This window comes from Catellatospora sp. NPDC049133 (assembly GCF_040648455.1).
GTDB classification, from domain to species: domain Bacteria; phylum Actinomycetota; class Actinomycetes; order Mycobacteriales; family Micromonosporaceae; genus Catellatospora; species Catellatospora aurea.
In genome coordinates this window covers 292585-319543 of the sequence record NZ_JBEZDT010000003.1, presented here as the reverse complement: position 1 = coordinate 319543, position 26959 = coordinate 292585, and the positions used below count along the sequence as shown (strand labels likewise).

General features: G+C 68.8%; 20 protein-coding genes and 1 tRNA gene. 13 read left to right on the top strand and 8 right to left on the bottom strand.

Annotation, left to right across the window (positions count from 1 at the left end):
- Positions 1-19: 19 nt before the first annotated feature.
- From AB0B35_RS05095 to AB0B35_RS05085, 3 genes are all read left to right on the top strand, one after another.
- Positions 20-448: a hypothetical protein gene (locus tag AB0B35_RS05095; protein ID WP_361040783.1), complete on the top strand. Its 429-nt coding sequence runs from the start codon at positions 20-22 to the stop codon at positions 446-448.
- Positions 449-932: 484 nt separating this feature from the next.
- Entirely contained in the window at positions 933-1868 is a 936-nt protein-coding gene (locus AB0B35_RS05090; RefSeq protein ID WP_361040781.1) for a hypothetical protein, read from the top strand.
- Positions 1869-2135: 267 nt separating this feature from the next.
- Entirely contained in the window at positions 2136-4403 is a 2268-nt protein-coding gene (locus tag AB0B35_RS05085; RefSeq protein WP_361040779.1) for a hypothetical protein, read from the top strand.
- A 315-nt stretch (positions 4404-4718) separates the two neighbouring features.
- Here AB0B35_RS05085 and AB0B35_RS05080 read toward each other — a convergent pair whose 3' ends face one another.
- On the bottom strand, positions 4719-7421 hold the full coding sequence (locus AB0B35_RS05080) for a tetratricopeptide repeat protein (RefSeq protein ID WP_361040777.1): 2703 nt from the start codon (positions 7419-7421) through the stop codon (positions 4719-4721).
- Positions 7422-7690: 269 nt separating this feature from the next.
- Positions 7691-8029 (bottom strand): Imm51 family immunity protein, encoded by a 339-nt coding sequence (locus AB0B35_RS05075; RefSeq protein ID WP_361040774.1) that lies wholly within the window; start codon positions 8027-8029, stop codon positions 7691-7693.
- Positions 8030-8159: 130 nt separating this feature from the next.
- On the opposite strand from AB0B35_RS05075, the gene AB0B35_RS05070 reads away from it, so the two are divergent.
- The 4 genes from AB0B35_RS05070 to AB0B35_RS05055 all read left to right on the top strand — a co-directional run bounded on the left by AB0B35_RS05070 (position 8160) and on the right by AB0B35_RS05055 (position 11338).
- Positions 8160-8234, top strand: a tRNA-Arg gene (locus AB0B35_RS05070).
- Positions 8235-8808: 574 nt separating this feature from the next.
- On the top strand, positions 8809-9321 hold the full coding sequence (locus tag AB0B35_RS05065; RefSeq protein ID WP_361040772.1) for a SigE family RNA polymerase sigma factor: 513 nt from the start codon (positions 8809-8811) through the stop codon (positions 9319-9321).
- On the top strand, positions 9318-10664 hold the full coding sequence (locus AB0B35_RS05060) for a hypothetical protein (RefSeq protein WP_361040770.1): 1347 nt from the start codon (positions 9318-9320) through the stop codon (positions 10662-10664). The genes AB0B35_RS05065 and AB0B35_RS05060 overlap by 4 nt, the downstream gene beginning before the upstream one ends.
- Positions 10665-10915: 251 nt before the next feature.
- A complete protein-coding gene (locus tag AB0B35_RS05055) occupies positions 10916-11338 on the top strand; it encodes a VOC family protein (RefSeq protein WP_361040768.1) in 423 nt (140 codons plus the stop codon).
- Between the two features lie 10 nt (positions 11339-11348).
- Here the strand turns inward: AB0B35_RS05055 and AB0B35_RS05050 are convergent, their stop codons facing one another.
- Positions 11349-11714: a hypothetical protein gene (locus AB0B35_RS05050; RefSeq protein WP_361040767.1), complete on the bottom strand. Its 366-nt coding sequence runs from the start codon at positions 11712-11714 to the stop codon at positions 11349-11351.
- A 93-nt stretch (positions 11715-11807) separates the two neighbouring features.
- On the opposite strand from AB0B35_RS05050, the gene AB0B35_RS05045 reads away from it, so the two are divergent.
- Positions 11808-12818: a UDP-N-acetylmuramate dehydrogenase gene (locus AB0B35_RS05045; RefSeq protein WP_361040764.1), complete on the top strand. Its 1011-nt coding sequence runs from the start codon at positions 11808-11810 to the stop codon at positions 12816-12818.
- Here AB0B35_RS05045 and AB0B35_RS05040 read toward each other — a convergent pair.
- Both AB0B35_RS05040 and AB0B35_RS05035 read right to left on the bottom strand, forming a co-directional pair.
- Positions 12802-13884 (bottom strand): serine hydrolase domain-containing protein, encoded by a 1083-nt coding sequence (locus tag AB0B35_RS05040; RefSeq protein WP_361040761.1) that lies wholly within the window; start codon positions 13882-13884, stop codon positions 12802-12804. The genes AB0B35_RS05045 and AB0B35_RS05040 overlap by 17 nt on opposite strands.
- Position 13885: 1 nt before the next feature.
- Positions 13886-14791 (bottom strand): fumarylacetoacetate hydrolase family protein, encoded by a 906-nt coding sequence (locus AB0B35_RS05035; protein ID WP_361040758.1) that lies wholly within the window; start codon positions 14789-14791, stop codon positions 13886-13888.
- Between the two features lie 87 nt (positions 14792-14878).
- On the opposite strand from AB0B35_RS05035, the gene AB0B35_RS05030 reads away from it, so the two are divergent.
- Together AB0B35_RS05030 and AB0B35_RS05025 are read left to right on the top strand one after the other, a co-directional pair.
- The gene (locus tag AB0B35_RS05030) at positions 14879-16612 is read left to right on the top strand and encodes an IlvD/Edd family dehydratase (RefSeq protein WP_361040755.1); all 1734 of its coding nucleotides are present in this window, start codon (positions 14879-14881) and stop codon (positions 16610-16612) included.
- 156 nt (positions 16613-16768) lie between these two features.
- A complete protein-coding gene (locus AB0B35_RS05025) occupies positions 16769-17197 on the top strand; it encodes a DUF3592 domain-containing protein (protein WP_361040752.1) in 429 nt (142 codons plus the stop codon).
- Positions 17198-17307: 110 nt separating this feature from the next.
- On the opposite strand, the gene AB0B35_RS05020 is transcribed toward AB0B35_RS05025, so the two are convergent.
- Complete coding sequence (locus AB0B35_RS05020) at positions 17308-21489, bottom strand: S8 family serine peptidase (protein ID WP_361040749.1); 4182 nt, start codon at positions 21487-21489, stop codon at positions 17308-17310.
- 92 nt (positions 21490-21581) lie between these two features.
- Here AB0B35_RS05020 and AB0B35_RS05015 point away from each other — a divergent pair, with 92 nt between their 5' ends.
- Positions 21582-22529, top strand: a complete 948-nt coding sequence (locus tag AB0B35_RS05015) for a helix-turn-helix domain-containing protein (RefSeq protein WP_361040746.1) — start codon at positions 21582-21584, stop codon at positions 22527-22529.
- 66 nt (positions 22530-22595) lie between these two features.
- On the opposite strand, the gene AB0B35_RS05010 is transcribed toward AB0B35_RS05015, so the two are convergent.
- Complete coding sequence (locus AB0B35_RS05010; protein ID WP_361040744.1) at positions 22596-23489, bottom strand: NAD-dependent epimerase/dehydratase family protein; 894 nt, start codon at positions 23487-23489, stop codon at positions 22596-22598.
- 171 nt (positions 23490-23660) lie between these two features.
- On the opposite strand from AB0B35_RS05010, the gene AB0B35_RS05005 reads away from it, so the two are divergent.
- Positions 23661-24878 (top strand): MFS transporter, encoded by a 1218-nt coding sequence (locus AB0B35_RS05005; RefSeq protein WP_361040742.1) that lies wholly within the window; start codon positions 23661-23663, stop codon positions 24876-24878.
- 135 nt (positions 24879-25013) lie between these two features.
- On the opposite strand, the gene AB0B35_RS05000 is transcribed toward AB0B35_RS05005, so the two are convergent.
- Positions 25014-26144 carry a hypothetical protein gene (locus tag AB0B35_RS05000; protein WP_361040876.1) on the bottom strand — a complete coding sequence of 377 codons (1131 nt, stop codon included), beginning with the start codon at positions 26142-26144 and terminating at the stop codon, positions 25014-25016.
- A 255-nt stretch (positions 26145-26399) separates the two neighbouring features.
- On the opposite strand from AB0B35_RS05000, the gene AB0B35_RS04995 reads away from it, so the two are divergent.
- The gene (locus AB0B35_RS04995; RefSeq protein WP_360521039.1) at positions 26400-26858 is read left to right on the top strand and encodes a hypothetical protein; all 459 of its coding nucleotides are present in this window, start codon (positions 26400-26402) and stop codon (positions 26856-26858) included.
- The last annotated feature ends 101 nt before the right edge of the window (positions 26859-26959 follow it).

Sequence of the window (26959 nt, the reverse complement as noted above, 5' to 3'; positions counted from 1 at the left end):
TCGAACGTATGTTTGATCCGTGCCGGACATGCAACGTGGATACGAAGGTCCGAACGAGTACACGAGGGCGCAGGCGCAGATCACGGACGATCAGCTCGCCGAGGGCATCCGGGTGGCCTTCATCGCGGTGTGGTGGTGGTTCGACTCATGGTGGCTCGATGAACGTCCGACTGCCAACCAGTACTCACACAAGCGCGCCGAGATGATCCGCGAGACGCGGGACTTCTTCGTCGCTCGCGGAGCCGCCGCGTCCCTGCATGAACTACTGGACGCCAGCCAGCCGCTTCTGGGCGAGCACTGGTCCTCCAGCTCCACGTCCGAGAAGGGCCTCGCTGCGGCTATCGACGCGCTCCGAGACGCCACTCTGATCAGGGTGAACTCGGTGCGCCGGGCTCGCGAAGAGGTTGCCCGCTGGGATGGCCAACGCATGTTGCGAACCTTCGGCTGACTGCGACATGAAACGAGCAGTGCCCGCCCTCAACGAGGGCGGGCACTGTCTCTCCCATGGCTCGCCTTTCCATCATAAGCAACTAGGTCACTTCTGCCTAGTGCTTGCAGCTCGCGGCGGCTAGTTGAGGTAGCTCACGTTGATCTTCCCTGTCACCGTTGTCACCGCTTGTCACCGCCGGGCGGTGACAGCTTTCTACCGGTCTTGACCTGCGGTTATGGAGGTGCGCTGGGGCGATTGTCACCGTGTCACCGCTGTCACCGCCTCCGGCGGTGCCGAAGGGCTAAGTGCGACTCGCTTCGCGAGGCTCACTCCCGTGGACGCTGCGCGGTCGGTGGCGGAAACTCGTGCTCAGCGTTCAACCTTGCTGAAACACAGAGCCGTCGCACCAGCTGGGAGCGACGGCTCACAAGCCCGTGGATAACCCTCGCAATCGTGAGGTCACCTGCCCATCATGTCGCCCGGCGCCGCTACGCTCTCGTCCATGTCGATCCCCTGGACCACCCCAGTAGGCGGTTATCTCACTCGCGCTGAACGTGTCGCGATGTACGGCGGCGGCATGTACGGCGGCATGGAGCCTTCCGCGAAGAGCCCCAACGTCTTCATCTACTCCGACCCCTCCCGCGGGGAAACCTACGGTTACACCTTCGACGGATGGGACCCCGACGAGGAAGTCTTCCTCTACACCGGCGAGGGTCCCGAAGGCGACCAGCAGATGACCTCCGGCAACCTCGCCCTCCTTGACCACAGACGGGCCGGGCGTGTCGTGCGACTGTTCGTGGCCGACGGCGTCACGACTGGCACCACGAAGAACCACCGCTACCTCGGTGAGTTCGAGATTGATCCCGAGCTGCCCTACACAATTGAGCGGGCACCTGGCCAGAACAACGGACCAATGCGGAACGTCTTCGTATTCCGCCTTCTGCCAGCCGGCGACTATCTCGACCGGGCCGCCGACCGCAGCGCCGTCGTGGACGCGCCGGGCGGCGCGACGGTCCGGGAGGTAGCTCTGGAGGCCACGAACTTGACAACCGTCGCAGTACCGGCAACCCCACCCACGATCGCGCAGAAGCGCGAAGCTGAGTTGGTTGCCCGCTTCAAGGCATGGATGGGACCCAACCACATCTTCACGCGCCACGAGATCGTGCCGCCCGGTCACTTCAAAGCGCTGTACACAGATCTCTACGAGCGAACCGCAAACGAGCTGTACGAGGCCAAGGCGTCGGCAACGCGGGAAGCGATCCGCATGGCTGTCGGGCAACTTCTTGACTACCGCCGCCACATCAAAGTAGATAACCTTCGGTTGGTCATTCTCGTGCCCAAACGCCCCTCCGCGGACCTCCTTGACTTCATTCGCAGCGTCGGCGCCGAGTGCTGCTACGAGATCCCCGATGGCACCTTCGTCCGTTGGGCCGGCTAGGCCGAAGCGACTTTGCTAGAGCCGCGCTCTGCTCCCGCAGAAGCGCCGCTCTCCAGAAGCACAACCCAGAGGTACTGCCGGTGCACGGCAACCCGTGGCACGGCTGCCCACCGAAACATCGACCACCATGACGGCCACCCCGGCGGCCTAAAACGTCGGAACTTCTACAACGAACCGTTCTGATATTGCGCTGAGGCCGCTCTACCAGCTAAACCAGAGACTCAGTCGCGTACCGGATTTCCAGGGTTGCAACTTTTTGAAGATCAAGTGAGCGTCCAGCTCGGACGCCTCGTTTACACAATCGTGATACGTAAGGTGGTCGACCGGGTGATGATCCACCCTGACGTGGTGGCGGTAGCACTTGACAAAGTCGAGGGCTTTGCATTCGAACGCTTCGTTAACAGCTTCTTGCCCGCAATCACCGGGCACACGTACGTACCTCTCGGTGGCAACCACGACGGAGGGGCGGATGCCTTCGGCGGTGATCCTGTGCACGAGCGCGCCGGAAATGCGGAGATCTTCTACCAGGCGAGCATCCAACAGGACTTCCGCGCAAAGATTCGCGATACAGTGCGTACCCTTCGCAAGTTCGGACGCGAACCCCGCAAGCTGAATTACGTCACCTCTCGGACTATTCAGTACATCGACAATGAAGAAGAGACACTGAGCATTGAGCTTGGCGTTTCGCTGCGCATCTTCGATGGCAAGTACATCGGCAGCCATGTCAATAACGACGCAGCTACGAAAGCCGCTTTTGATCACCACCTTAGGCACTACACCGACTACCTCAAGCATGTCGGATCTTCGTCGATCGTGCCAAGCTCAAAACATGTCAAGTCTCCTGCCGTATTCGTGTTTCTTCGGCAGGAACTTGACCGGCGTTCGGGCAATGATTCGCTGGTTAACTCGGTGATTGACAGTTTGGCCCTCTGGGCGCTCGAAGGGACCGACCCTGACGCCGGCATCTTCATGAAAGCAGGCGAGGTCGAGTCGAAGATTCTCGATACCGTGCCGTCAGCAAAAGCGATTATTAAGGACCGCGTAGGTCGACGCCTGCAAGTCCTGTCAGCCAAGAGCTATCCGGGAGGCCGGCAAGCACATTGGCACAAGAAAGAGGATAAGTTTTGCCTTCCGCTCGAAACCCGTGAGCGTATTGAGTCAGAGAATCTAGAAGACGAAGCACTTCGGCTGCACGTGCTGAATTCTCTGTATGCCCGCGCTGCGCGCGAGAACACCGACCAGGACGAGGAGAGGCTTCGGCTGTCTGCGGAGGTTTCCCTGCGCGCTCTCCAGCTAGTATTTGAGAGGGAGGGTCTAGAGTTTGCCCACTTCATCGATGGCGGCTCCAGCCAGGAGCCTCCGGCAGTCAGTGACGCCGTACGAGATGCCATAACAGAGTACAAGATCTACGGTGCCGATTCAGTCACTATGGCACGAATCTGTCTCTCGGCTGCCCGCGCTTGCTTCTATCAGTCCTCCCCTCAGGAACGCCTTTACCTTGGCAAGCTGGCTCGAACGTACGCATTGCTTTTTACGCTGAATAATGAACCGCGCCTGGTTCAATATTTCCAAGACATGACGGCCGACTTTTATCTGTACGTGGGCACGGACATGCTTGTGCGCGCATTGAGTGAGCACTATCTCGACGTGCCAGATCAGCTCACCAAAAACACTCTGCTCCTAGCTGCTCGGGCAGGCGCAAAACTAATTCTGACCGAGCCCGTATTGGGAGAAGTCCTAAGCCACATCCGGGCCACAGATAACGAATACCGCAGCTACTTCCGACACGTTGCGGACGAGGCCTCCGAGGAACTGGCGATGAATGCGCCTAAGATTCTCGTGCGCACGTACATGTATGCCCACCGTGCTTTCAAGGAAAATAAACGCGGTCCCAGAAGCTGGGAAAACTTCCTGAACCAGTTCTGCACCTACTCCACGCTTCACAAGAACGAGGCAAGGGCAGACCTGCGTAGGTATCTACAAAGCGCCTTCGGCATGGAGTATCGGACAACCGCGGACCTTCAAAACCTAGTGGATCAAGATACGGTTGCGAAGATCGCTGACGATCTTGAGCCCAGGAAAGACCGCAGGCTCGCGGAGAACGATGCGCTATTGGCCTGCGCGGTGTTTGGCCGTCGTAGGGTAAAGCGCGAGGAATCGGCTATCACGGAATTCGGCTACCAGACGTGGTGGCTCACGAACGAAACCATGATTCTTCGCCATACCTACGAATTGCGGCGGGCCAACCAGAATGAAAAGTACATGATGCGACCAGACTTCTTGCTCAACTTCATGACGTTCGCTCCTGCTGCCGCCGACGCCCGGAGGGCATTTTCTAATGTCTTCCCGACACCACTGGGTATACGGCTATCAAAACGCATGGATGAGGATGCGTTCCATAAAATCATGCAGGACGTGAAAGACGCAGACGAGATGGACGAGAGCCGGCGTAGTGCTGCGATGGCCAGAATTTCTGATGCGCTAAAGGGCGACTTCCATAAGCAGTACATGATTAGCTTTGGCACATCCGACTAGCAGCCCAGCACGACACGGGGTGCTGAACCGCGGGACGTGTCGCTGAAACACAGAGCCGTCGCACCCAGCTGGTGCGACGGCTCTGTGTTTCAGCAAAGGGGTTCGGGCGCTCGTTACCGCGAGAGCAGAGCACAGGAGGATACTTAATCAACTTGGTTATAAATGCGGTGGGGTGTGGCTCTTCGCGCGGCGCGCTGGACAATGCACGGACAGAATCTCCCGCGCTGCAGCGTTATCGCAGCTCAACACGGGCTCGCTATCTGGTCTTGAAAATCACAATGGCAGCGGCTTGTGTCCGTTCAAAATCAGCCGGGTCTAGCCCTGCCTCCTCGCCATTTCCAGGTTGGCCGCCGCCGCTTCCACCAATGGGTGGTCCGGGGATAGAAGCCGGCTTGCCGCGGTAAGGACCTGGTCATACATGGTGATCGCCTCGTCAACCCGCCCCGCCGTCTCGTAGGCACCCGCGAGATTGTTGCGGCAGGTCAGCGTGCCCGGGTGGTCCTCACCCAGCACTCGCCTGGTCTCAGCGAGGACCTGCTCATACATGGTGACCGCCTCGCCAACCCGCCCCGCGGCCCGGTAGGTGTAGGCGAGGTTGTTGCCGGAGGCCAGCGTATCGGGGTGGTCCTCACCCAGCACACGCATACGGTCGGTGAGGACCTGCTCATACATGGTGATCGCCTCGTCAACCCGCCCCGCCGTCTCGTAGGCACCCGCGAGATTGTTGCGGCAGCCCAGCGTGTCGGGATGGTCCTCACCCAGCACTCGCCGGGTTTCAGTGAAGACTTGCTCATACATGGTGATCGCCTCGTCAACCCGCCCCGCCGTCTCGTAGGCACCCGCGAGATTGTTGCGGCAGGCCAGCGTGTCGGGGTGGTCCTCACCCAGCACACGCATACGGTCGGTGAGGACCTGGTCATACATGGTGATCGCCTCGTCAACCCGCCCCGCCGTCTCGTAGGCACCCGCGAGATTGTTGCCGGAGGTCAGCGTGTCGGGGTGGTCCTCACCCAGCACACGCCTACGGTCGGTGAGGACCTGCTCATACATGGTGATCGCCTCGCCAACCCGCCCCGCCGTCTCGTAGGTGTAGGCGAGGTTGTTGCCGGAGGTCAGCGTGTCGGGGTGGTCCTCACCCCGCACTCGCCGGGTATCAGTGAGGACCTGCTCATACATGGTGATCGCCTCGCCAACCCGCCCCGCCGTCTCGTAGGCACCCGCGAGATTGTTGCGGCAGATCAGCGTGCCTGGGTGGTCCTCACCCAGCACTCGCCTGGTCTCAGCGAGGACCTGCTCATACATGGTGACCGCCTCGCCAACCCGCCCTGAGGCTTCGTAGGCGGCCGCGAGATTGTTGCGGTAGGCCAGCGTGCCGGGATCGTCCTCACCCAGCACACGCCTACGGTCGGTGAGGACCTGCTCATACATGGTGATCGCCTCGCCAACCCGCCCCGCCGCCCGGTAAGCACCCGCGAGATTGTTACGGGAGGTCAGCGTGCCCGGATTGTCCTCACCCAGCAGACGCCTACGGTCGGCGACGTTGTTTTGCAGGAGCACGATGGCCCGTGTCAGGTCACCCGCCTCACGTAACGCTCGGCCCATCCAGTCAGCCTGGACCAGCAACAACGCCGGAGGATTGCCGCCAGCGTTCTCACGCACCGCCATCACGTGTCGGGCGAGCTCGTCGACCTCGGCCCGCCGCTGGGCCACCTCGGCAAGCGGCAGATGATCGGTCAGGACGTCGAGCAGCCGTGACGCCGCGTCAACCGCATCGGTCAACCTGGGACTCGCACCGTCGATCGAGGCATGGAACCGCACCATCCGGGCCGTCAGCCGGTGCACTATCACCAGCACCCCATCCCCGGCATCGTACGACCGCCCACTGAGAGTGACCAGCGACCAGGCCGCCAGCACGTCCAACGCCGCCAGCACCCCACCAGACAACCCCAGCCCTGACTCGCCGCTCACCAACAACCGCCGGCTTACACCATCAGCCGACAGCACCGACAGGACCCCCAGCACCCGCAGCGCGTCCCCCGACCCGTCAGCCTCGCCGACACCGGCCATGCTCAGCGCCGTCGCCTTTACCACCCCCGGATGAGACGCCCCCGCCTCCTGCCGCAATGTCTCGTCCAAACGCTGCGACCCCAGCAACCGCAGATACTCCCCGTAGGTCTGGCTGTTACGGGCCACGTACGCCCCGGCCTGCGCCAATCCCAGCGGCAACCACCCCAGCTCCTCCCCCAGCGCAACCGCGTCCGGGCCGTCGGGCAGCCCGGTAACCTCCCGCAGGAAGCGCCGCCCCTCAGCCTCGGTGAACATCCCCACCTTGACCGTGGCCACCCCGTCCATCCGAAGAAACTCCTGCCGGTTCGACGTAATCAGCACCTTCACACCGCCCCGCGTTGGCAGCCACCCTCGCAGCGCCGCCGGATCGTCGACGTTGTCGAATACCACCAACCGTCGCGCCCGACCACCCTCACCCAGCCACCGCACCACAAGCTCGGCCAGCACCTCCGGAGCGTCATCGGCACCCCCCAACCCACGCGCCCGCGCCAACTGCGCCAACCCGGCCACCGCGCCCGACTCCGCGTTCAACCACGCCACCAGATCGAACCCCGCCGTATCGCACTCACGCGCGAACGCCGCCGCCAGTTGCGTCTTACCCGCACCCCGCTCACCCGGCAGCGCCACCAACGCCACCCGACCGCGGCCACCTACCGCCGCCCGCAACGCCTTCATCTCCCACGACCGGTCCTGGAAATGCGCCGCCGCCAACGGCACCTGCCCCACCACTCGCGACAACTCCCTCGCCACTGCCGGATCGACCGGGTTATGGCCAGACCGCAGCGCACTGATCAGATCCGGCAGAAACGCCATGATCAGAGCTGCGATTGCCGTAGATACCACCACCAACGGCGGCTTGTCATCAGCGACCAGAGACCACACCACCGCCGCGGCACCCACGCAGCACGCCGTAACGATCAACCCGTACTTGAACCACTGACGACCGGCCACCCACGCAACTTATATACGGCCATCAACGCCGCAACACCACCCGAACAACCCATTCCCAAGACGTGACCACCGGAGTGGCCACGGAGCCTTGATCCGGATCAGCCAAGGACGCGCTCGGCGGTGGGCCGGTCTCAGTCTTGGTCTCATTCGGCGCCGTCTGGGGTCGTTCGCCACGGCCCGCACTGGCACCGTGACATGCCGCAAGTCCTGCCGGGCACCGTGCCGAACAGACGTCAGCAGACTTGGAAAGCGTGCTGATCAGCCAAGGTTCAGTCGTCGAATTCGAACCCGGTCGCCGCCGCCAGCGTCATCAGCTCACGCATGCGGTCCGGGTCGTTCGCGACGGCCGCCATCCGTGCGCCCAATTCCTCCAGCGCGGCGCGGTCCGTGCCGTACGCGCAGAACATGCCGCCCTCCGGGTCGGAGCTGAACCGGCCGTCCAGCGCCGCCGCCTCGTGCCGAACGAGCAGTTGGGCTACTCCCTCCCAGAAGTACCCGTTCGGCTCGTGCCCCAGCTCCTCGACAAGCCCATCGACGCTGGTGGTGCCGGCGTCCAGCAGCAGCGAGTACTGGCCCGGCTCGGTCTCGATCAGGTCCAGCGGTGTCATCGGCGCAGCATCACACACGGCACCGACACGCAGGCGAAGGGCACGGTCCACAGGAAGGCTGCTCGGAGTCCGGATTTCCGAGGACGTTCCGAAGTTAGGTATCCATGAGGGATGAGCGCCGCGTTTGTCCAGCTAGTTGGCACTCTGATCAGTTCACTCGGCACGCCCTCCGGAGGCGGGGGCGCAGGTTCGAATCCTGCCGGGGGCACTCTTTTGTACTAGTAAGTAGCTAATATCCAATTTCTGGATCGCGCTTACTGCGCAGCTGAGCTGCGGAAACATCATCGCTTGGCAAGTTGATCAGGGAGCAGGCCGCGACTGTGCCCAGTTCGCCGATGCGCGTGTCACGTCGCCGATATCCCGATTCGTGATGAACTGAGATGTGAGCAAGCCAGCTGAGCTGGAGTGTGACTACGACATCACCGTCGTTGACGGCGAGCGGGCACGGCGTCTGGCGACAGCGCAAGCAGAATCCATTCTGGAGATTCTGGAGTGGTTCAGGCGCACGCCGAATCCTTCGACCACATCCACGGCCACGCCAGAAACCTAGGTACTTCGGCTAGCTGGTTGCGACAGTCAACTGGGCTTTGGTCGGTCCGCGGGCCGATGCGATGCCCCGTCTGCGGCGAGGACGAGCCCCGGCGCTGAACGGGCAGTGATCGCCGCGTACCTGCCGGCGGCCTTGGCTGACCGGCGTTTCAACAAGCATCCAAGCCGCCCCTCCAACGGTCGCCTTCTGCGCGTGTATGAGATGTGCCAGTGATGTTGATGTGCCAGTGATGACAGCCGGTCCTGCGGATTCGTTCCGGGAATACGTGCACGCGCGCCTGGGGACGCTTGTGCGTGCGGCGTTCCTGCTGACCGGCGACTCGTATCTGGCGGAGGACCTGGTTCAGCAGACGCTGGCCAAGGTTGCCTCCCGCTGGGAACATATCGTCGCGGACGGGAACCCGGACGCCTACGTGCGGCGCGTCCTGTACCACCAGCATGTCTCCTGGTGGAGAAGGTGGCGACGGGAGCCGCTGCCGGTCGCCGCCGTGCCGGAGGTCGCCGGGGCGGACCCCCACGGGCCGACGACGACGGCGATCGCCGTTCGCCAGGCGCTGGCCAAGCTGGCCCCCAAACAGCGGGCCGTGCTGGTGCTGCGCTACTTCGAGGACTTGACCGAAGCGCAGACGGCACAGGTCCTGGGTGTGTCGACGGGCACCGTGAAGAGCCAGGCTCGTGATGCGCTGGCCCGTCTACGTGCCGTCGCCCCCGAACTGGCTGACCTGCAGGAGGTGTCGAAATGACTACAACGCTGCATCGAGTTCTGGTTGATCTCGCCGGCGAGGCGCCCAGCGTGCGCATGCCGGAGGACCTGTGGCGGCGCGGACGTCGCCTCCGCTGGCGGCGCCGGGCCGCAGGGATTCTTGCCTGCCTGCTGGTGAGTATGACCGCGATGTGGCTGCCGTCGCCGAATGCGACCGGGTCGCAGTTCGCAGGTACTGACGACCGTACGCTGCCGGCCTGGGCCGCCCAGCCCTACCTGTGGCAGCAGACGTTCAGCGAGGATCCGAACGGGCCGGCGAAGCTTGTGTTCGAGACAGGGCACAGTCTCGATCTGGATACGTCGCTGGTGGTCGTGGGCCGGGACGACTCCTTCCGGCTGGTCTACCTCGACCCCGGCGAGTTGATGGGCAGTTTGTCGCCAGACGGCCGCTACCTCCTGGGCGACAACCTTGTCGACCTGGTCACCGGGCAGTCCCGCAAGCTCAGTCCTGCCGTCTCGTCACATTGGCCAGCCGTGTGGTCGCCCGACAGCCAAAGCGCCGTCGCCGTTATCGGGCAGGACGACGTAGTGCCAACCACCGGCCCGAACGGTGAGCGGATCAACGATTCGACGCGCTTGGACAACATCGTCATCGTTAGCGTGCCGGACGGCAGTCTACGGGTCGTCCACGTGGCTGAGGCAGACGTCTTCCGGGCGGCGTTCTCGCCTGACGGCACCCGGGTGGCCATCACCGTCGGCCGCGACGCGCAAAATAAGGAGTTGCTCATCCTGGACGTTGCGACTGGCGCCGTGCAACGTGCGGTGCCGCTCGGCGAGCGGCAGCAGATCGCGGGCAGCGCCGCCTGGTCGCCGGATGGCAACCAACTGATCCTCACATTCATCGAGGAATGCATTACGTCGCCGTCCTGCGACGGGCCCACCCCTGACCGGCCGGCCCGGCAGCGGTTCCACCTACAACATCTCGATGTCGACACCGGAACGGTCACGGACGAGGCGGTCCGTGGCCGGCAAGATCGACCGAACCTCATCGCGTGGCGGCAAGGCGCTCCGGTCCTGTCGGTTACCAACGACGCGGACAACTCATGCGCCATCGTGCGTCTCCCGGCCGGCCAGAGCCCCGAGACCCTGCCACTGCGGGCGGCTGGGTACGGGTGCCCGAGCTATCCCCGCAATGCACTGGAGCAGTGGACACTCGATGGCCCACAGCTGACGCCGTCGCCATGGCAAGCGCAGAACTGGGCCTACGTCGTGCTGGGGCTCATCGTACTGACCGGCGCGGCGCTCGTTGTGAAGCTGGGCCGGCGATGGAGACGGCGGTCGATGACACAACGTTCCAGGGTCGCCCCTGAGCCTCCGCGATAGTGCGCCTGGCGCCGGACCAGATCAGAGTCAAGACCCTGCGTAGCGCCCGATGACTCTTTTGTTATCCAATCGACAGGTCAGCCGCTGTAACCAGCCGACCCAATGGGGAGAAGTTTTGGGATGTATCCGGCCGGGGGCAGCAGCACAAAGAAGCCGCAGACCTGCGAAAGCAGATCGGCGGCTTCAGCCGTCTGTGCGGCTACTCAGAACGGCACATCCCGGACCCGACCGTCGTCGGTAACGTGAGCTGCATGGACATCAAGGTCTCACACTGCTTCCTCATCGTCGACGATCACGACAAGGCCCTCGGCTTCTACCGTGACGTGCTCGGATTCGAGGTGCGCACCGATGTCAGCTACGAGGGCATGCGCTGGGTGACCGTGGTGCCGCCGAGCCAGCCCGATCTTGAGATCACCATCGAGACCCCCGAGTCCCATCCGGGCGCGTCCGCCGAGGACAAGCAGAAGCAGTACGACCTGCTCGCCAAGGGCCTGCTGCGCGGGCTCATCCTGACCACCGACGACGTCGACGCCGCCTTCGAGCACATCCGCGCGTCCGGTGCCGAGGTGCTCCAGGAGCCGGCCGACCAGGCGTACGGCGTACGCGACTGCGCGTTCCGCGACCCGGCCGGCAACATGATCCGGCTGAACCAGCCCAGAACGCCCCGGGCCTGAAGGCCCGGCGTCAGTCCTGGCGCTGGTCGTCCGCGGCGGCGTTCCCGACCACGTCGTCCCGGTACTGCGGCCTGATCTGGGACGCGTTGCCCGCGTCGGCCTCCGCCCGCTTGCGTGCCCGCGCCGCGCCCTCGGCCGGGCCGCCCGCGTGCCGCCACACCTCGTGCTCCCGGAGGATCCACCCGAAGGCCCCGGCCGCGCACATCACCACGAACAGCGCGAACGAGATGACGACCAGCCAGTTCAGCGCGGGTGCCAGGTGCTCGCCGTCACGGTCGAGGTTGCCCAGGATGACGAGGCCGAGAATGCCCGTGAGCAGCGCGATCAGCGCGAGGACGGTGAGCCGTCCGGTCTGCGTCGGGTGAAGTGGGGTCATGGACTCCAGATGATGTCACGCATGCCGAGGTCGCGAGGGCCCGTCCGGTGACCGCTGGTCGGCGTACGCCGCTCGCTCGGTAGGCTCCTGCCCGTGACCATCACGTTTGCTGACCTGACCACGATGCGGGTCGGTGGCCCGGTAGCGCGGCTGGAAGTCGCCCGCAGCACGCCGCATGCGATCGAACTGCTCCGCGACGCGGACGGGACCGACGAGCCGCTGCTCGTGATGGGCGGCGGCTCGAACCTGGTCGTCGGCGACGTCGGCTGGGACGGCATGGTCCTCAAGATGGAGTCGGCCGAGTTCGACATCGACGGTGAGCTGGTCACGGCCGCCGCCGGGGTCGAGTGGGACCACCTCGTCCGCACCGTGCTGGCCGAGGGGCTGGCCGGGGTCGAGGCGCTGTCCGGCATCCCCGGTTCGGTCGGCGGCACGCCTGTGCAGAACGTCGGCGCGTACGGCACGCTGACCTCGGACGTGCTGGAGTCGGTCACCGTGTACGACCGTACGACGGGCGACGTCGAGGTCTGGACGCCGGAACGGTGCGGGTTCGGCAGCCACCGCCAGTCGGTGTTCAAGCACAGCGACCGCTGGATCGTGCTGGACGTGACGTTCCGGCTGCGCCGCGGGAAGTCCGCCCCGATCACGTTCCCCGCGGTGGCCGAGCGGCTGGGGGTGCCGGTCGGCGGCACCGCCGACCCGGCCGACGTACGCGAAGCCGTCCTGGCCCAGCGCCGCCAGCGCAAGATGGTCCTGGACGCCGCCGACCACGACACCTGGAGTGTCGGCTCCTTCTTCCTCAACCCGGTGCTCGCCGAGGTGCCCGACCGGGCTCGCGAATGCCCCAGCCAGCCGGACGCCAAGGGCACCAAGCTGCACGCCGCGTGGCTCATCCAGCACGCCGGATTCGGCCAGGGTTACGGGACCGAGTGGGGCAACGGCACCGTCTCGCTGTCGACCCGGCACACTCTCGCGCTGACCAACCGGGGCGGCGCGACCACGGCCGACGTGCTGAAGTTCGCCGCGCACATCCGCGACGGGGTGGAGGCGATGTTCGACGTCGCCCTGACCCCCGAATGCCACCTGGTCAACTGCTCGTTCTGAGCCCGGCTCGAAGGAAGGGCACCTTCACATCGCTATGCGTTGTGAAGGTGCCCTTCCTTTCGGTGGCGACGCTTTCGAGCAGGTCGGCGCACCATTGCCGGAACGGCTCCGGATTGTCGCGTGAGGGATGGACTCGGTTGCTGAGGACCACGACTCCGTAGCCGCGCGCGGGCTCCAGCCAGATCCGGTTGCCGACGAAGCCTGAGCAGCCGAAGGAGCCCTCGCCCGTGGCGGGTCCGCCGATCCCCCGGGTCGGTGGCAGCCACCAGCCGAGGCCGAACCGCTCGTCCGCGGCGTTGCGCGCCCAGCAGCGGGTCGCGGCGCGGTGCAGGTGCGCGGGCAGCACCGTCCCGGCCAGCCAGGCCTGCGCCGCGGCGGTGACCAGGGCGAGGGTGCCGAAAGCACCGGCCTGGCCGGCGATCCCGCCCATGGCGTGCGCGTTCTCGTCGTGCACCTCGCCGACGACGACCCTGGCGCGCCAGCCGCACCGTTCGGTGGCGACCGCCGGACCGGGCGCCGGCCCGAACCGCAGGCCGCTGCGCTGCTGCGCGAGTTCGGCCAGGCTCAGCCCGGTGTGGTCCTGGACCGCCTCGCCGAGCAGGAGGAACCCGAGATCGCTGTACTCCGCCCCGCTGCCGGGTTCCCGCACGAGCGGGGTCGCCACGGCCTGCGCGACGATCTCGTCCCGGGTGGCCGCCGTACGGAAGAACTGCCGGACTGCGGGCAGGCCCGCCTGGTGCGAGAGCAGTTGGCCGACTGTCGCCCGGCCGACCGGAAACGGGCGCGCGGGCGGCCACGCGTCGGCGAGCGGGCTGTCGAGGTCCAGGTGCGCCAGCACTTCGGGCAGCGTCACCAGCGTCTTGGTCACGCTGGCGAGGTCCCACCAGTCGTGCGGGCCGACCGGCCTGCCCGTGGTGAGGTCGGCCGTGCCCGTCACCGCGCTGAAGCGGGTCTCGGCGCGGTCGAAGACGCTGACCGCCACCGCGGGCATCGGCGCGGCGGCCATCAGACGGCGGATCCCGTCGTGCAGCGTGTCCTGATCGGCCTGCGGGCTCGGCTCGGTCACGTCAGGCCTGTACCGTCTCGTCCGTCGCGGGCAGTCCGCGCCGGACCGGGTTGGCCAGCGTGCCGATCGCGCCGACGGTGATGTGCACGGTGTCGCCGTCGCGCAGGCTGAACGGCGCGGGCGGCACCAGGCAGGTGCCGGTGGACAGGACCACGCCGTCCGGGTGCACGTCGCCGCGCATCAGGTAGCCGACCAGGTCGTCGAGCCGCCGGTGCAGCTGCGAGGTGCCGGCCGTGCCCCGCCAGGCGGTGCCGCCGTCACGCGTGATCTCCAGCGCGATGTCCAGGTCGTACGGGTCGGCCACCGCCCAGACCGGCGTGATCCACGGCCCGAGCGCGCACGCTCCGAAGTAGATCTTCGCCTGGGGCAGGTAGAGCGGGTTCTCACCCTCGATGGTGCGCGAGGACACGTCGTCGCAGACCGTGTACCCGACGATCTCGCCGAACCGGTTGACCACCAGAGCCAGCTCGGGCTCGGGCACGTCCACTTCGGAGTCGGCGCGCACCCCGATGGTTTCACCCGGGCCGCGCACCCGCCACGCCGCCGACTTGAAGAACAGCTCGGGGCGGGCCGCGTCGTAGACGAGCTGGTACACGTCGGCAGCCCGCTCGCTCTCCTCGATCCGGGCCTCGCGGGACACGCGGTAGGTGACGCCGCTGGCCCATACCTCAGTGGTGCCGTCGACGGGCGCGAGCAGGCGTACGTCAGCCAGCGGGAGCGCCGGACCCGGCGCGGGCCGGGTCAGCAGGTCGCGCAGTTCGGCCAGCGGGAGCCGCCACAACTGCGCGAGCGACGCGACGCCGGGCAGCTGCCTGACCTCGCCGTCGGTGTGCAGGCCGATGCGGACCTCCGGCGCACCGGCCGCCCGGTACCTGACGATGTGCGCCGCGAAGTGTGGTGCCGACATGTCAGCAGACCCTAGTGTGCTGGTACACGTAATCCCAGCGCGGAACCGGAGCGGCCACCGCTGACCGGCGCACGACCGGAGGTGGACATGGACGCGCGGCCGACACGGCGCAGCCGGCACTGGTTCGGGGCCGAGGGGCGGTCCGGCATGGTCTACCGGTCGTGGATGCGCAACCAGGGCCACGGACCCGAGGTCTTCGACGGCCGACCCGTGATCGGGATCGCCTCCACCTGGTCCGAGTTGGCCCCGTGCAACGCTCATCTGGACCGGGTGGCGGAGTCGGTCAAGCGCGGCGTCTGGCAGGCCGGTGGCTTCCCGCTGGTCTTCCCGGTGATGGCGACCGGCGAGACGCTGATGCGCCCCACCGCGATGCTGTACCGCAACCTGGTCGCGATGGTCGGCGAGGAGCTGATCCGGGCCAACCCGCTCGACGGGGTGGTGCTGCTGTCCGGCTGCGACAAGACCACCCCGGGCCTGCTGATGGCCGCGGCCAGCGTGGACCTGCCGGCCGTCATGGTCACCGGCGGCCCGATGCTGAACGGCAAGTACCAGGGCGGCGACGTCGGGTCGGGCACGCATGTCTGGAAGTTCGAGGCCGAGGTCAAGGCGGGCCGGATGACGGTCGACGAGTGCCACGTCGCCGAGGGCTGCATGGCCCGCTCCAACGGCCACTGCATGACGATGGGCACCGCCTCGACCATGGCCTGCCTGGCCGAGGCCCTAGGCATGCAGCTGCCCGGCTCGGCGAGCTGGCCCGCGGTCGACTCCCGCCGGTACGAGACGGCCCAGGCCGCCGGGCGGCGCATCGTCGCGATGGTGGAGGAGGACCTGCGGCCCAGCGCCGTGCTGACCCGGGCCGCCTTCGAGAACGCGATCCGGGCCAACGCGGCGATCGGCGGCTCCACCAACGCGGTGCTGCACCTGCTCGCGCTCGCCGGGCGGGTCGGGGTCGGGCTGGGCCTCGACGACTTCGACCGGCTGATCCGGCAGGTGCCGACCCTGGTCGACCTGATGCCGTCGGGGCGCTTCCTGATGGAGGACTTCTGCTACGCGGGCGGGCTGCCGGTGGTGCTGCGGCGGTTGGCCGAGGCCGGGCTGCTGCACGGCGACGCGGTCACCGTCACCGGCCGCGGGATCGGCGCGGAGGTAGCCGACGCGAGCTGCTGGAACGACGAGGTGATCCGTCCCTGGGACAAGCCGTTGCAGGCCGCGGGCAGCGGCACCGCTGTGCTGACCGGCAACCTGTGCCCGCGCGGCGCGGTGCTGAAGCAGTCGGCGGCCTCGCCGCACCTGCTGGCGCACGAGGGCCGGGCCGTGGTCTTCGACTCCCCCGAGGACTACCACGCCGTCTGCGACGACGAGGACTTCGACGTGGCGGCCGACGACGTGATCGTGGTCCGGGGCGCGGGGCCGAAGGGATACCCGGGCATGCCCGAGGTGGCCAACGTGCCGATCCCGACCCGGCTGCTGCGCCAAGGCGTGACCGACATGGTACGGATCAGCGACGGCCGGATGAGCGGCACTGGCTTCGGCACCGTGGTCCTGCACGTGTCCCCGGAGGCGGCCGTCGGCGGCCCGCTCGCCCTGGTCCGCACCGGCGACCGGATCCGCCTCGACGTGCCCGCGCGCACCCTCGACCTGCTGGTCACGGACGAGGAACTGGCGGAGCGGGCCGCGAACTGGACCGAGCACACCGCCGCCGCGGACCGCTCGGGTTACCGCTGGCTCTACCGCGCGCACGTGCAGCAGGCCGACCTGGGCGCCGACTTCGACTTCCTCACCGGTTGCCGCGGCTCCGAGGTCCCCCGCGACTCCCACTGACGCACAGCCCGCAGTCCGACGCCCGCCGGGGTCCGACCGTGGTCCCTACGCGCAACTCTTTCGGACTCGCGGCCTCAGAACTGTCGTGAGGCCGCGAGTCGGCAAGAGTTGACGACCGGTGCTTAGAATGATCGTTTCCCGCCCCTGGAGACGCTCATGACCTGGACTTTCCGCCGCATGATGGAGGTTCTCGGCGCGGCGGCGCTGCTGGGGCTCTCGGCGTTCGCCGTGTACTGGCTCGGCGCGCAGGAGCGTGGGCGGATCGTCGAGCAGGGGCAGTCGGTGTCCGCGACGGTGGTCGCCACACACGACAGCCGCTGGGCCGACTCGTCGGACGTCGCCTATCGCCTGGACGGCGCGACCCACCGCGCCAGGCTGTACGGCACCTGGCACGGCACGCTGGAGGCCGGCACGCGGATCACCGTGTTCCGCGATCCGGCCGACCCGGTCCGGCTGGCCACGGCCGAGGGCTACGCGACCGACGAGAGCACGCTGTGGCCGCTGCCGATGGCGGCCGTCGCGGGAGCGCTGGCCCTGGCCGCCGTGCTCAGCCGGTACGCCGCCCGGCGCCGCGACAGCCGCTGAGCCCGGCCCGAGACCCGGAAGCAACGCTCCCACCTGCCCGACACGACGTGGATGTCAAGAAGGGCACCTTCTCCATCGCGGAGCGATGGAGAAGGTGCCCTTCCTTTCTCCTAAAGGGGGAGGCGGTGGATGCCACCGCGGAGGGTGCCGGCGAACAGCCAGTCGCCGTCGGGGCTCACCGCGAGGGTGGTGACATCCAGGTTCTGCAGGCCGGACGAGATGTTGTGCCAGGTGCGGCCGCCGTCGACGCTGCGGAGCACACCCCGGCCGCCCTTGGCCAGGCCGTACGCGGACCACGTGGTGGTGGCCGCGTAGAGGATGTCGCCCTTGGCGGCGAAGTCGGACACCATCAGGTCCAGGGAGCCGGTGTCGGCGGTGCGGAAGGTCCGGCCGCCGTCGGTGCTGGTCCGGATGGTCGGGCCGCCGACGACGAGCCGCTTGCCGTCCACGCGCAGCGCGGTGACCTGGCCGTCGGCGACCTTGGTCAGGGTGGTGCCGCCGTCGTCGGAGCGGTAGAGGCCGCTGTTCATGCCCAGCCACAGCCGCTTCGCGTTCGCCGGGTCACCGGCCAGCGCGTTGACCCGCTCGTCCAGGTAAAGGTTCTTCCAGGTGCGGCCACCGTCGAGGGTGACGGTGAGGCCCTGGCCGGACAGCCGCTCGAAACCGGCGTACACCCGGTTCGGGTCGGCGGGGTGGATCAGCAGCGTGGTCGGCTTCTCGGTGCCGGTGTGAACCTCGGACCAGGTGCGGCCGCCGTCGTCGCTGCGGCCGAACATGAACTGGTCGCCCCAGGCTGCCCGGCGGATCTTCCAGACCGTGTTCGCGTCGGCCGGGGACACGGCGACGAACTCCGCGCCCGCGCCGACCCAACCCTCGCCCTCGGCCGCGCCCCAGTCCGGGCCCGCCGCGGGCGACGCCGTGCGGTAGAGGCCGTTCTCGGTGCCCGCGAGCAGGTCGCCGCCGACCACCGCGAGGTCGTGCACGGTGGTGCCCTGCACGCCGAGCCGCCGGTAGCCGTCCTGCCCGGTCGCGTAGAGGCCCGCCGAGGTGGCCGTGGTGGCCGTGCCGTCGGCCCAGCGGTCGTAGTCGGTGACCAGCGCGTCGTGCGCCGGCAGCGCGACCGTGTCCCAGGTGCGGCCGTGGTCGCGGCCGACCAGGCCCTCGCCGGACAGGGTGGCGACGTACAGGTCGCCGCCCGAGGCGCGCATCGTGTGCAGCCCGAACTCGCGGTTGAACAGCGTGGACCAGTTCTTGCCGCCGTCGTGCGAGCCGACCACGCCCTCGCTCCACACCACCGCGGCGACCACGCCGTCGTCGGCGGTCAGCGAGGCGACGAACTTCGAGGCGCTGTCGTACACCCGCACGGCCGCGGCGGGCGTGCCGGAGACGACGCCGGACAGCTTCCACACGCCGTCGAAGTCGGCGAGGTAGAGGTCGTCGCCGCCGATCGCCGCGTGCTGGATCTCGCCGGGCAGCCCGGACTGCTGTGCCGTCCAGGTGTCGCCGCCGTCCACGCTGGTCCACAGCGCGCCGGAGATGACCGCCGCCAGCACGCGGGTCTGCGCGTCGGCGACCAGCTCGTCGACCCAGCCCGCCGGGGTGGGCAGCGTCTGCCAGGTGCGGCCCTGGTCGGTGGTGCGCAGGATCTTCCCGCCGCTCTGCGGGTCGTTGACCGCGTACCACCAGCGGGAGGCGTTCTTCGCGTCGAGCACGGCCGTGCCGACGCCCGCGTTCCCGGCGACCGGGAGCCGGTTGAGCTGGCTCCAGCTCTTGCCGTGGTCGGTGGTGAGCCAGGGGCCCGCCTTGTAGTCGGTGCTCATGACACCGACCGCGCCGTCGGCCGGGGTGAGGGCGAGCTGCCCGCCGGTGCCGTACGGCCCGACCGGCTGCCACTTGTTGCGCCGCACGTCCTCGGGCAGCACCTCGAAGCCGCTCGACCCGATCAGGCGCTGACCGGATACAGCGGTGGCGCGCACGCTCACCCGGTACGTACCCGCCTGCTCACCGGTGAGGTCAGCGGTGTACACGTCGTCGTACCGGTGGGTCGCCGTCACGGTGTACGACCCGCCGCGCGGCCGGTCGACGGTGACGACGGGGGCGGCGGCCAGGCCGGTCGGCGCGCCGATCCACACGGTGCTGTGGCCGTCGCTGGGGTCGGGCGTCGCGGCCACGATCAGCGGCCGCACCACCAGCAGGTACGGCACCCGGGCGACCCGGCCGGCACCGCCGTCGGCGGTGATCACGCCGGACAGCTCGGTGTCCCCGGTGGGCCGCTTGGCGCGCAGCGTGACGGTGACCTTCGCGGTCCGTCCGGTCGGGACGGTCACCCGGTCCGGCTTGACGGTGACCGCCTTGCTGTCGGCGCGCAGGCGCACGGTCATCGCGCGGCTGCCGGAGTTGCGCAGGGTGACGGTCCTGCTGCCGCCCACGGTCGAGCCGCCCAGGTCGGCGAGTCCGAACGAGACGGACGCCGGGTCGGCGGTGAGCACGGCGCGCGCGGCCGCGGCCACGTCGAGCCGGCCCGCGCCGTAGGCGGTCGGCGTGCCGCCCACCGGCTTGGCCGTGCCCGTCAGCGCGGCCAGCACCTGCGCGGGCTCCTGGCCCGGGTGCAGCTGGCGCAGCAGCGCCGCCGCGCCCGCGACGTGCGGGGCCGCCATCGAGGTGCCGGACATCAGGTACTGCCCCGGCGCGAACAGCCCGGTCGGCACCGTCGAGCGGATGCCGACACCCGGCGCGACCAGGTCGGGCTTGAGGCCGAAGCGCAGCGACGGGCCGCGCGAGGAGAACGCGGCGATCCGGTCGGTGACGTCCTCGCCCTTCAGTGTCACGTAGACCGGCCCGGCGGCGAGCCGCGCGGTCAGCTCCGCGTGCTGGGTGCCGTCCATGCCGAGCACGACCAGGCGGTCCATCCGGTACAGGTCGCCGGAGGCCTGGATACTCCCCAGGTTCTTGGGCAGGCCCTTGACCGAGGTGGACGGCGCGACCGGCACGGAGCCGTCGGCGGCGGCCACCACCGGGCCGGAGTCGTCCTGGCCCGAGATCACCGCGAGCGCCCCGCGGCGCTCCAGCTCCTTGGCCAGGTCCAGCTCCCACTGGGTCAGGTAGTCGAGCACAGGCGCGGCGAACCCGGTGATCCGCACGATCTTGCCGTGCAGGTCGCCGGCCGCGGCCAGCTCCTCCGGGCTGCCGTAGCCCGCGTCGACCAGCCGGCCGGTGACCGGCTTGGCGGCCGGGTTCGCCGACAGGACCCCGCGGTACGTCTGCAGGCGCGCCCCGCCGACGTACGCGGTGGGCAGCACCATGTTGCTGGTGGACGCGCCGACGGCGATGACGCCGTCGGCGACGGCCGGGGTGCCGACCGTGTCCCGGCCCGGCCCGCTGTTGCCCGCCGCGGCCACCACCACGACACCGGCCCGGGTGGCCGCGGTCGCGGCCAGGCCGAGCGGGTCGAGGCCGTCGCCGTAACCGCCGAGGCTCATGTTGATGACGTCGGCACGGTGCGGGTTCGCCGGGTCGGCGGCCGCCTCGATGCTCGCGACGATGTCGGAGGTGTAACCCTCGCCCCACTCGTTCATCGCCTTGTACGCCAGCAGGTTCGCCTCCGGCGCGACGCCCGTGATGCCGCCCGGCGTGGCCGCCTTGCCCGCGATGATGCCCGCGACGTGGGTGCCGTGACCGTTGTCGTCCATCGGGTCGGCGTCGCCGTTGACGAAGTCGTACCCGCCGACGACCTTGAAGCCCTCGCCGAGCCCGCCGCCGAGGTCGGGGTGGCTGTAGTCGACGCCGCTGTCGATGACGGCGACGGTCACCCCGCGGCCCTTGACCTGCGTGCCGGTGGCGTCCTGGCGCTGCCAGACCTCGGTCGCGCCGATCAGCGGCACGCTCACGTCGGTGTACGCGCGCACCGGCTGGTCCGGCACGACCGCGAGCACGCCGGGCAGCGCGGACAGCCGCGCCACCTCGTCCGCCGGGACGGTGGCGGCGACCGCGTTGACCAGCAGGCCCAGCGGGCGCTCGCGGGTCAGCCGCAGGCCCTTGCCGCGTGCTCCGTCGAGGAAGGCGCGCTGGCGGTCCTGCACCGCCTTGCGCGCGCCGGTGACCTGTGCCGCGCCCGCGGCGTCACGCAGGGAGCCGGCCGGCGCGGATGCCACCGCCGCGTCCCCGGCCAGCAGCACGATGACGCGCCGCTGCTGCGCTGGGGTGGCCGCGTCGGCCGGGGACCAGGCCGAGAGCGTCCCGGCTACGACCACGGCCGAGAGCCCGGCCGCTAAGAAACGAGGGGGGAGTTTCATAGCTAAGCGGTCTACTGGCCCTCGGCTGATCGGCGCAATGATCTCAGCTGGCCCGTTGCTGCCGGTGGCACTCTTGGGCCAAGATCTGGGCCATGCCCTCCGACCTCACCCCCGCCGGTGTCGACCCCTTCGACGAGGCCGTCTACCGCGCCATCCTCGTCCGCAGAACCGCCGCCCCGGCCGAGCTCGCCGAGGAGCTCGGCTGCTCCGTCGACCGGGCGGCCCGCGCCCTGGACCGGCTGCGCGAGCACGGGCTCGTCGGGCGGCTGGCCGGGGCCCGCCGCCGGTATGCCGCGATCGAGCCGCAGGCCGGGGTGTCCGCGCTGGTCCGGGCCCGCTCCGCCGAACTGGACCGGGTGCAGGCCGCCGCCGCGCAGCTGTCGATGCTGTTCGCCGCGGCGCACTCCGGCACCGGCGAGGAGATCGAGATCGTGACCGGCAGCGAGGCGCTGGGCCGGTGGTTCGTGCAGATCCAGCAGGAGGCCCGCGAGGAGGTCATCACCCTGGACCGGCCGCCGTACGCGCTGACCACGTCGAACCCGATCGAGCAGACCGGCATCGCACGGGGCGTGACGTACCGGGCCGTCTACGCGCCCGAAGCCTTGGAGTGGCCCGGTGTCTTCGACGACATCCGCGAGCTGATCAGCCACGGCGAGCAGGCGCGGGTGCTGCCCGGACTGCGTATCAAGCTGGCCATCGCGGACCGGCGCATCGCGCTGATGCCGCTGTCGCTGGACCTGTCCGACGTGCGGGCCGCCGTGATCCGGCCGTCGACGCTGCTCGACGGTCTGATCGACTACTGGGAGCTGTGCTGGCGCGCGGCCGTGCCGTTGCTCGCCCCGGTCGACGACCCGGTGTCCGAGGAGGACCGGGCACTTCTGAACCTGCTGGTCAGCGGTTTGAAGGACGAGGCGGTCGCCCGCCAGCTGGACTGGTCGGTCCGCACCATGCGCCGCCGCATGAGCCGCCTGTACGAGCTGCTCGGCGCGGCGAACCGCTTCCAGGCCGGCGCGATCGCGGCCCGGCGCGGTTGGATCTGACGCTCCGCCGGCAGAACGCGGCTGCGGGCCGCTCCAGCTCGTGGACGCGGCCCGCAGCCGCGCGGTTCACGGGCGCGGGTTGTTTCGCACGAACTCGGCGATGTACGCGTCCAGCGCCACCTTCGGCTCCCAGCCCAGATCGCGGACCTTCGTGTTGTCGGCGCGGCCGTGGGTGCGCTCGCCGCGCTTGGCCGGGATCATCACGTGCTCGGTGCCGAACATCTTCGCGACCTCGACCAGCTCCCACTCCCGGCCGTTGCCGAGCAGGTAGCCGTCGCCCTTGCCGCCCTCGGCGGAGACCAGGATGCCGGAGATGATGTCCGAGATGTGGGTGAAGTCGCGGGTCTGGGTGCCCGGGGACACCACGGTCAGCGGCTCGCCCGCCAGGTACTGCCGCTCGAAGATGCCGATCACGGTCGCGTAGGTGCCCGCGCTGATCTGGCCCGGCCCGTAGGCGTTGTAGAAGTACGTGATCACGTAGTCGAGGCCGTACCACTCGCCGTAGTTCTTGATCAGCTCGACGTTCTTGGCCTTGGTCCAGGCGTACGGGTTGAGGTGCTCGTCCTTGCCCTCGTTGCCGAACTTCGAGCTGGACGCCGAGTAGACCAGGCGCGCGCCGTGCTGGGCGGCGAAGCGGATGACCTCCTTGGTGCCGTGGGTGTTGTACTCCCAGGTGCGGTCGAACTCGTCGAACGACTGCACGATCCGGGCGTACTCCCCCAGGTGGAACACCATCTTCGGGGACTCGTAGCCGTGCTCGGCCCAGATCTTGAAGATGTCCACCGTCGAGCCGTCGAGGTACGTCACCCGCTCGTCGACGATCTCGTTGTCGTGGCGGCCGGTGAAGTAGTTGTCGACGGACACGATCCGCGCGGTCGGACGGGTGTCCAGCAGCGCCCGGATGAGGTGTGTCCCCACGAAGCCGGCACCACCGGTGACCAGCAGCGTCTCGTTCGACATGATTCTCGGCTCCCGCAGTTCTCGACCGGCACTAGTCAGCTCCCGGCCGGCCACGAGCGGGACCGCCGCTCGAACCCAGGGCCTGGCCAGGGCACTGCGCAGCATACAGGCTCACGCGCGCGGGCGGCCGGGCTGCGGGCGGCACGGAGGGCGCATACATTCATGATGTTCGTGACCACCCCTTCGGAGACGGACCCCATGACCTCGTCACCGCTCGACCGTGTCCCGCTGCACCGGGCCCGGGTCGCCGTCTGCCTGCTCTTCGGGCTCTACGGCGTGATCCTCGGCACCTGGACCGCCCGCATCCCGGCGATCAAGCATGGCCTGCGGCTGACCGACGGCGCGCTCAGTCTGGGCCTGCTGGCCTTCGCGGCGGGCGCGATCATCGGCATGCAGGCGGCGGGCCGGCTGGTCGACCGGCACGGCACCGCCCGGCTGCTGCTGCCCGTCGTGCTCGCCGACGGGGTGCTGCTGGTCTCCCCCGCGTTCGCGCCGAACCTGGCGGTCCTGGCCGGCTGCCTGCTGGCCTTCGGCACCGCGCACGGGCTGCTCAACATCACCATGAACACGGCCGCCGTCGAGGTGCAGCGGGCCTGGCAGGCCCCGATCATGTCCTCGTTCCACGCCGTGTACAGCGTCGGCGGCTTCCTCGGAGCGGCGGTGGGCGGGCTGTGCGCGTACGCGGGGCTGGCCGCGACGACCACGTTCCTGCTGGTCGCCGCCGTGGTCGCGGGCACCGGCCTGGTGGCCGCCCGCTGGCGGCTCGCTCCGCGGGCCGTCCCGGCGGCGGAGACCGGGTCGGGAGCGGATGGGCTGCCGGGCGTGACGTTCCTCGGGGTGCTGGTGTTCTGCTGCCTGGTCGGCGAGGGCGCGGCGGCCGACTGGAGCAGCGTCTACCTGCGCGACAGCCTCGGCAGCACGGCGGGCTTCGCCGCGGCCGCGTACGCCGCATTCTCGATCATGATGATGGCCGGCCGTCTCGTCGGCGACCGCCTCACCGCCCGGCTCGGCGCGGTACGCCTGGTCCGTTTCAGCGGCCTGCTCGCCGCGGCAGGCCTCGGCATCGCCCTGCTGATCGGACACCCGGTCGCCGGAGTTGCGGGCTTCGGGCTGCTCGGCGCAGGTCTGGCCTGCATCGCGCCGCAGGTCTTCTCCGCGGCCGGCAGTCAGGACCCGGCGCGGGCCGGGCAGGCCATCGCCCGCGTCGCGAGCCTCGGCTTCCTCGGCTTCGTCGTCGGCCCCCTGGTGATCGGCGCGCTGGCGGAGCTGGTGGGGCTGCCCGCGGCGCTGGCCGTGCCGGCCGTGCTGGCGCTGTTCGTCGCGGCGGCGGCCACGGCGCTACGTCCCGGCGCGGCGGCCCCGATCGCACCCCGGTCCGCGACCACCTGACCCGCTTCCGCAAGCCCCGCGCCAGTCGCCCGCACCCGCCGCTCACTCCCCCGCGCCGCTCCCCCGCAGCTCGCGGCACCGGACCGTTAACAAGGTGCCCTTCCACTACGCATACCGATGGGAAGGTGCCCTTCCTTATCGGCGGAGGGTGGAGGACTTGACGGTGGGGTTGCGGGCGCCGAGGAAGAAGATGCCGGGCAAGCCCTGGGTCTCGAAGCCGTCGCTCGGGTTGCGCTGGAGGGTGGACGACTCGATGGTCATGGTGCCGGTGCGGTCGTTGCTGACGAAGAAGACCGCGCCGCCGCCCTCCTCGGCGTGGTTGTCGGTGACGATCGAACCGGCGATGCGGACCGTGAACAGGTTGCCGTCGGTGTAGATCGCCCCGCCGCTGCCGCCGCCGGGTTTGCCCGCGCGGGCCGGGTTCGCGCCGCTGCCGATCGCGCTGTTGTGGGTGAGCACGCTGTTGAGCACCACCCAGGAGACGCCGATGCTGCTCAGCGCGCCGCCGTTGGAGCAGCGGCCGCCCAGGCCCTTGCCGCCGCCGAAGGTGCTGTTCACGATGTACACCGGCAGTCCCTTGGACTGGCTCAGCACCCGGATCGCCGCCCCACCGAGGTCCGGCCCGGTGCTGTCGCAGCGGTTGCGGATGAAACGCGAGTTGACCACCTTGAGCCGTCCGCCGCGGACGAAGATCGCGCCGCCGCCCCCGCCCTCCGTCGTCTCGCCGGTCGAGTTGCCGTCGGCGAAGGTCAGGTTCTGCACCGTGAGCTGGGGGTGGTCCTGGTCCTGGCAGTGCGAGGTGGTCCAGCCCTGGGCCTTGTCGCAGGTGTTCATGTAGAGGATGCGCCGCTTGCCGCCGCCGCTGAGGGTGATCTTCCCGCCGCCGTCGAGCACGATCTTCGGGCCGTTCGCGTTCCTGACCTTGGCGGTGGCGGCCATGGTGATGGTCAGCGGGTCCGGCCCGCAGTCGAAGGTGATGACGCCGCCCGCCGCGACCGCCGCGACGACCGCCTTCGAGGTGCAGCTCGCCGGGGTGCCGTCACCGATCACCCGGGTCGGCCGCGAGGTGTCCACGGCCTTCGCCTCGGCCGGGACGGAAGCCCGGCCCTTGGGGTTGCCCACCACCACCGTGGCAGGCGCGGGCGACGAGGGCGCGGCGCTCGGAGCCGCCGACGACGGCGCGGCACTGGCCCCGGCCGCCACCCACTCGCCCTGCGGCTGCTGCGGGGCAGCCTCCGAACCGCACCCCGCCGGCAGCAGCGCGATCAACGCACCGGCAACAACCGCAACACTGGAACGCCAACGCACCGCAGGAGCCTAAGCCCTGACCCCGCATCCGGCACCCCGTGCCGACCGGCCTCCGGCAACCCGGTAAAGGGCAAAGATCTCATATCGTACGCAATAACGCCCCTCCGGTTGTCTTGTTCGCGGAGTTCGCCCGGGTCTGCGGAACGCGGGCGGACAATGGTCATCTTGGGTCGGCTCTCCCAGCCGGGCCCGCGGCCCCGATTGGAGGACGTCATGCGACGCCTCTCACGTGCAGCCTGCATCCTCTCCACCACGATCCTCGCCGCGCTCGGATTCAGCGCCGTGCCGGCCGCGGCGGAACCCACGCCGCAGGTCTGCACCAAGACCGCCAAGACCGTCGAGGACGGCCTCAGCCAGTTCGCGCGGGAGCTGACCAAGGTCACGCAGGCCGCCGACTCCGGCAACACAGCCGCCGCCGACCAGTCCGTCAAGGCTGCCGGCAGTGAGCTGGTCGACCTCGCCGCCAACCTGCGCACCGACGCTTCCACGGCGGACGCCGCCGACGTCAAGACCACGCTGGGCCAGCTCGCCGACGAGTTCGAAGCCCAGGGCAAGAGCCTCACCGACCTGAACTCGCTGCAGAAGCTCGACGTCACCCGCATCGACGCCCTCTCCGACCAGATGATCGCCATCTGCGGCGCCGCCTCCGGCACCCCGGCCACGCCCCGCTGACCAGTACTGGATCTAGAAGAGTTGGGGGGGGGGGGGGGGGGGCAAAAAAACAAAAAAAAAAACAAGAGGGAGAGGAGAGGGGGGAGGGTGGAGAGTGCCGC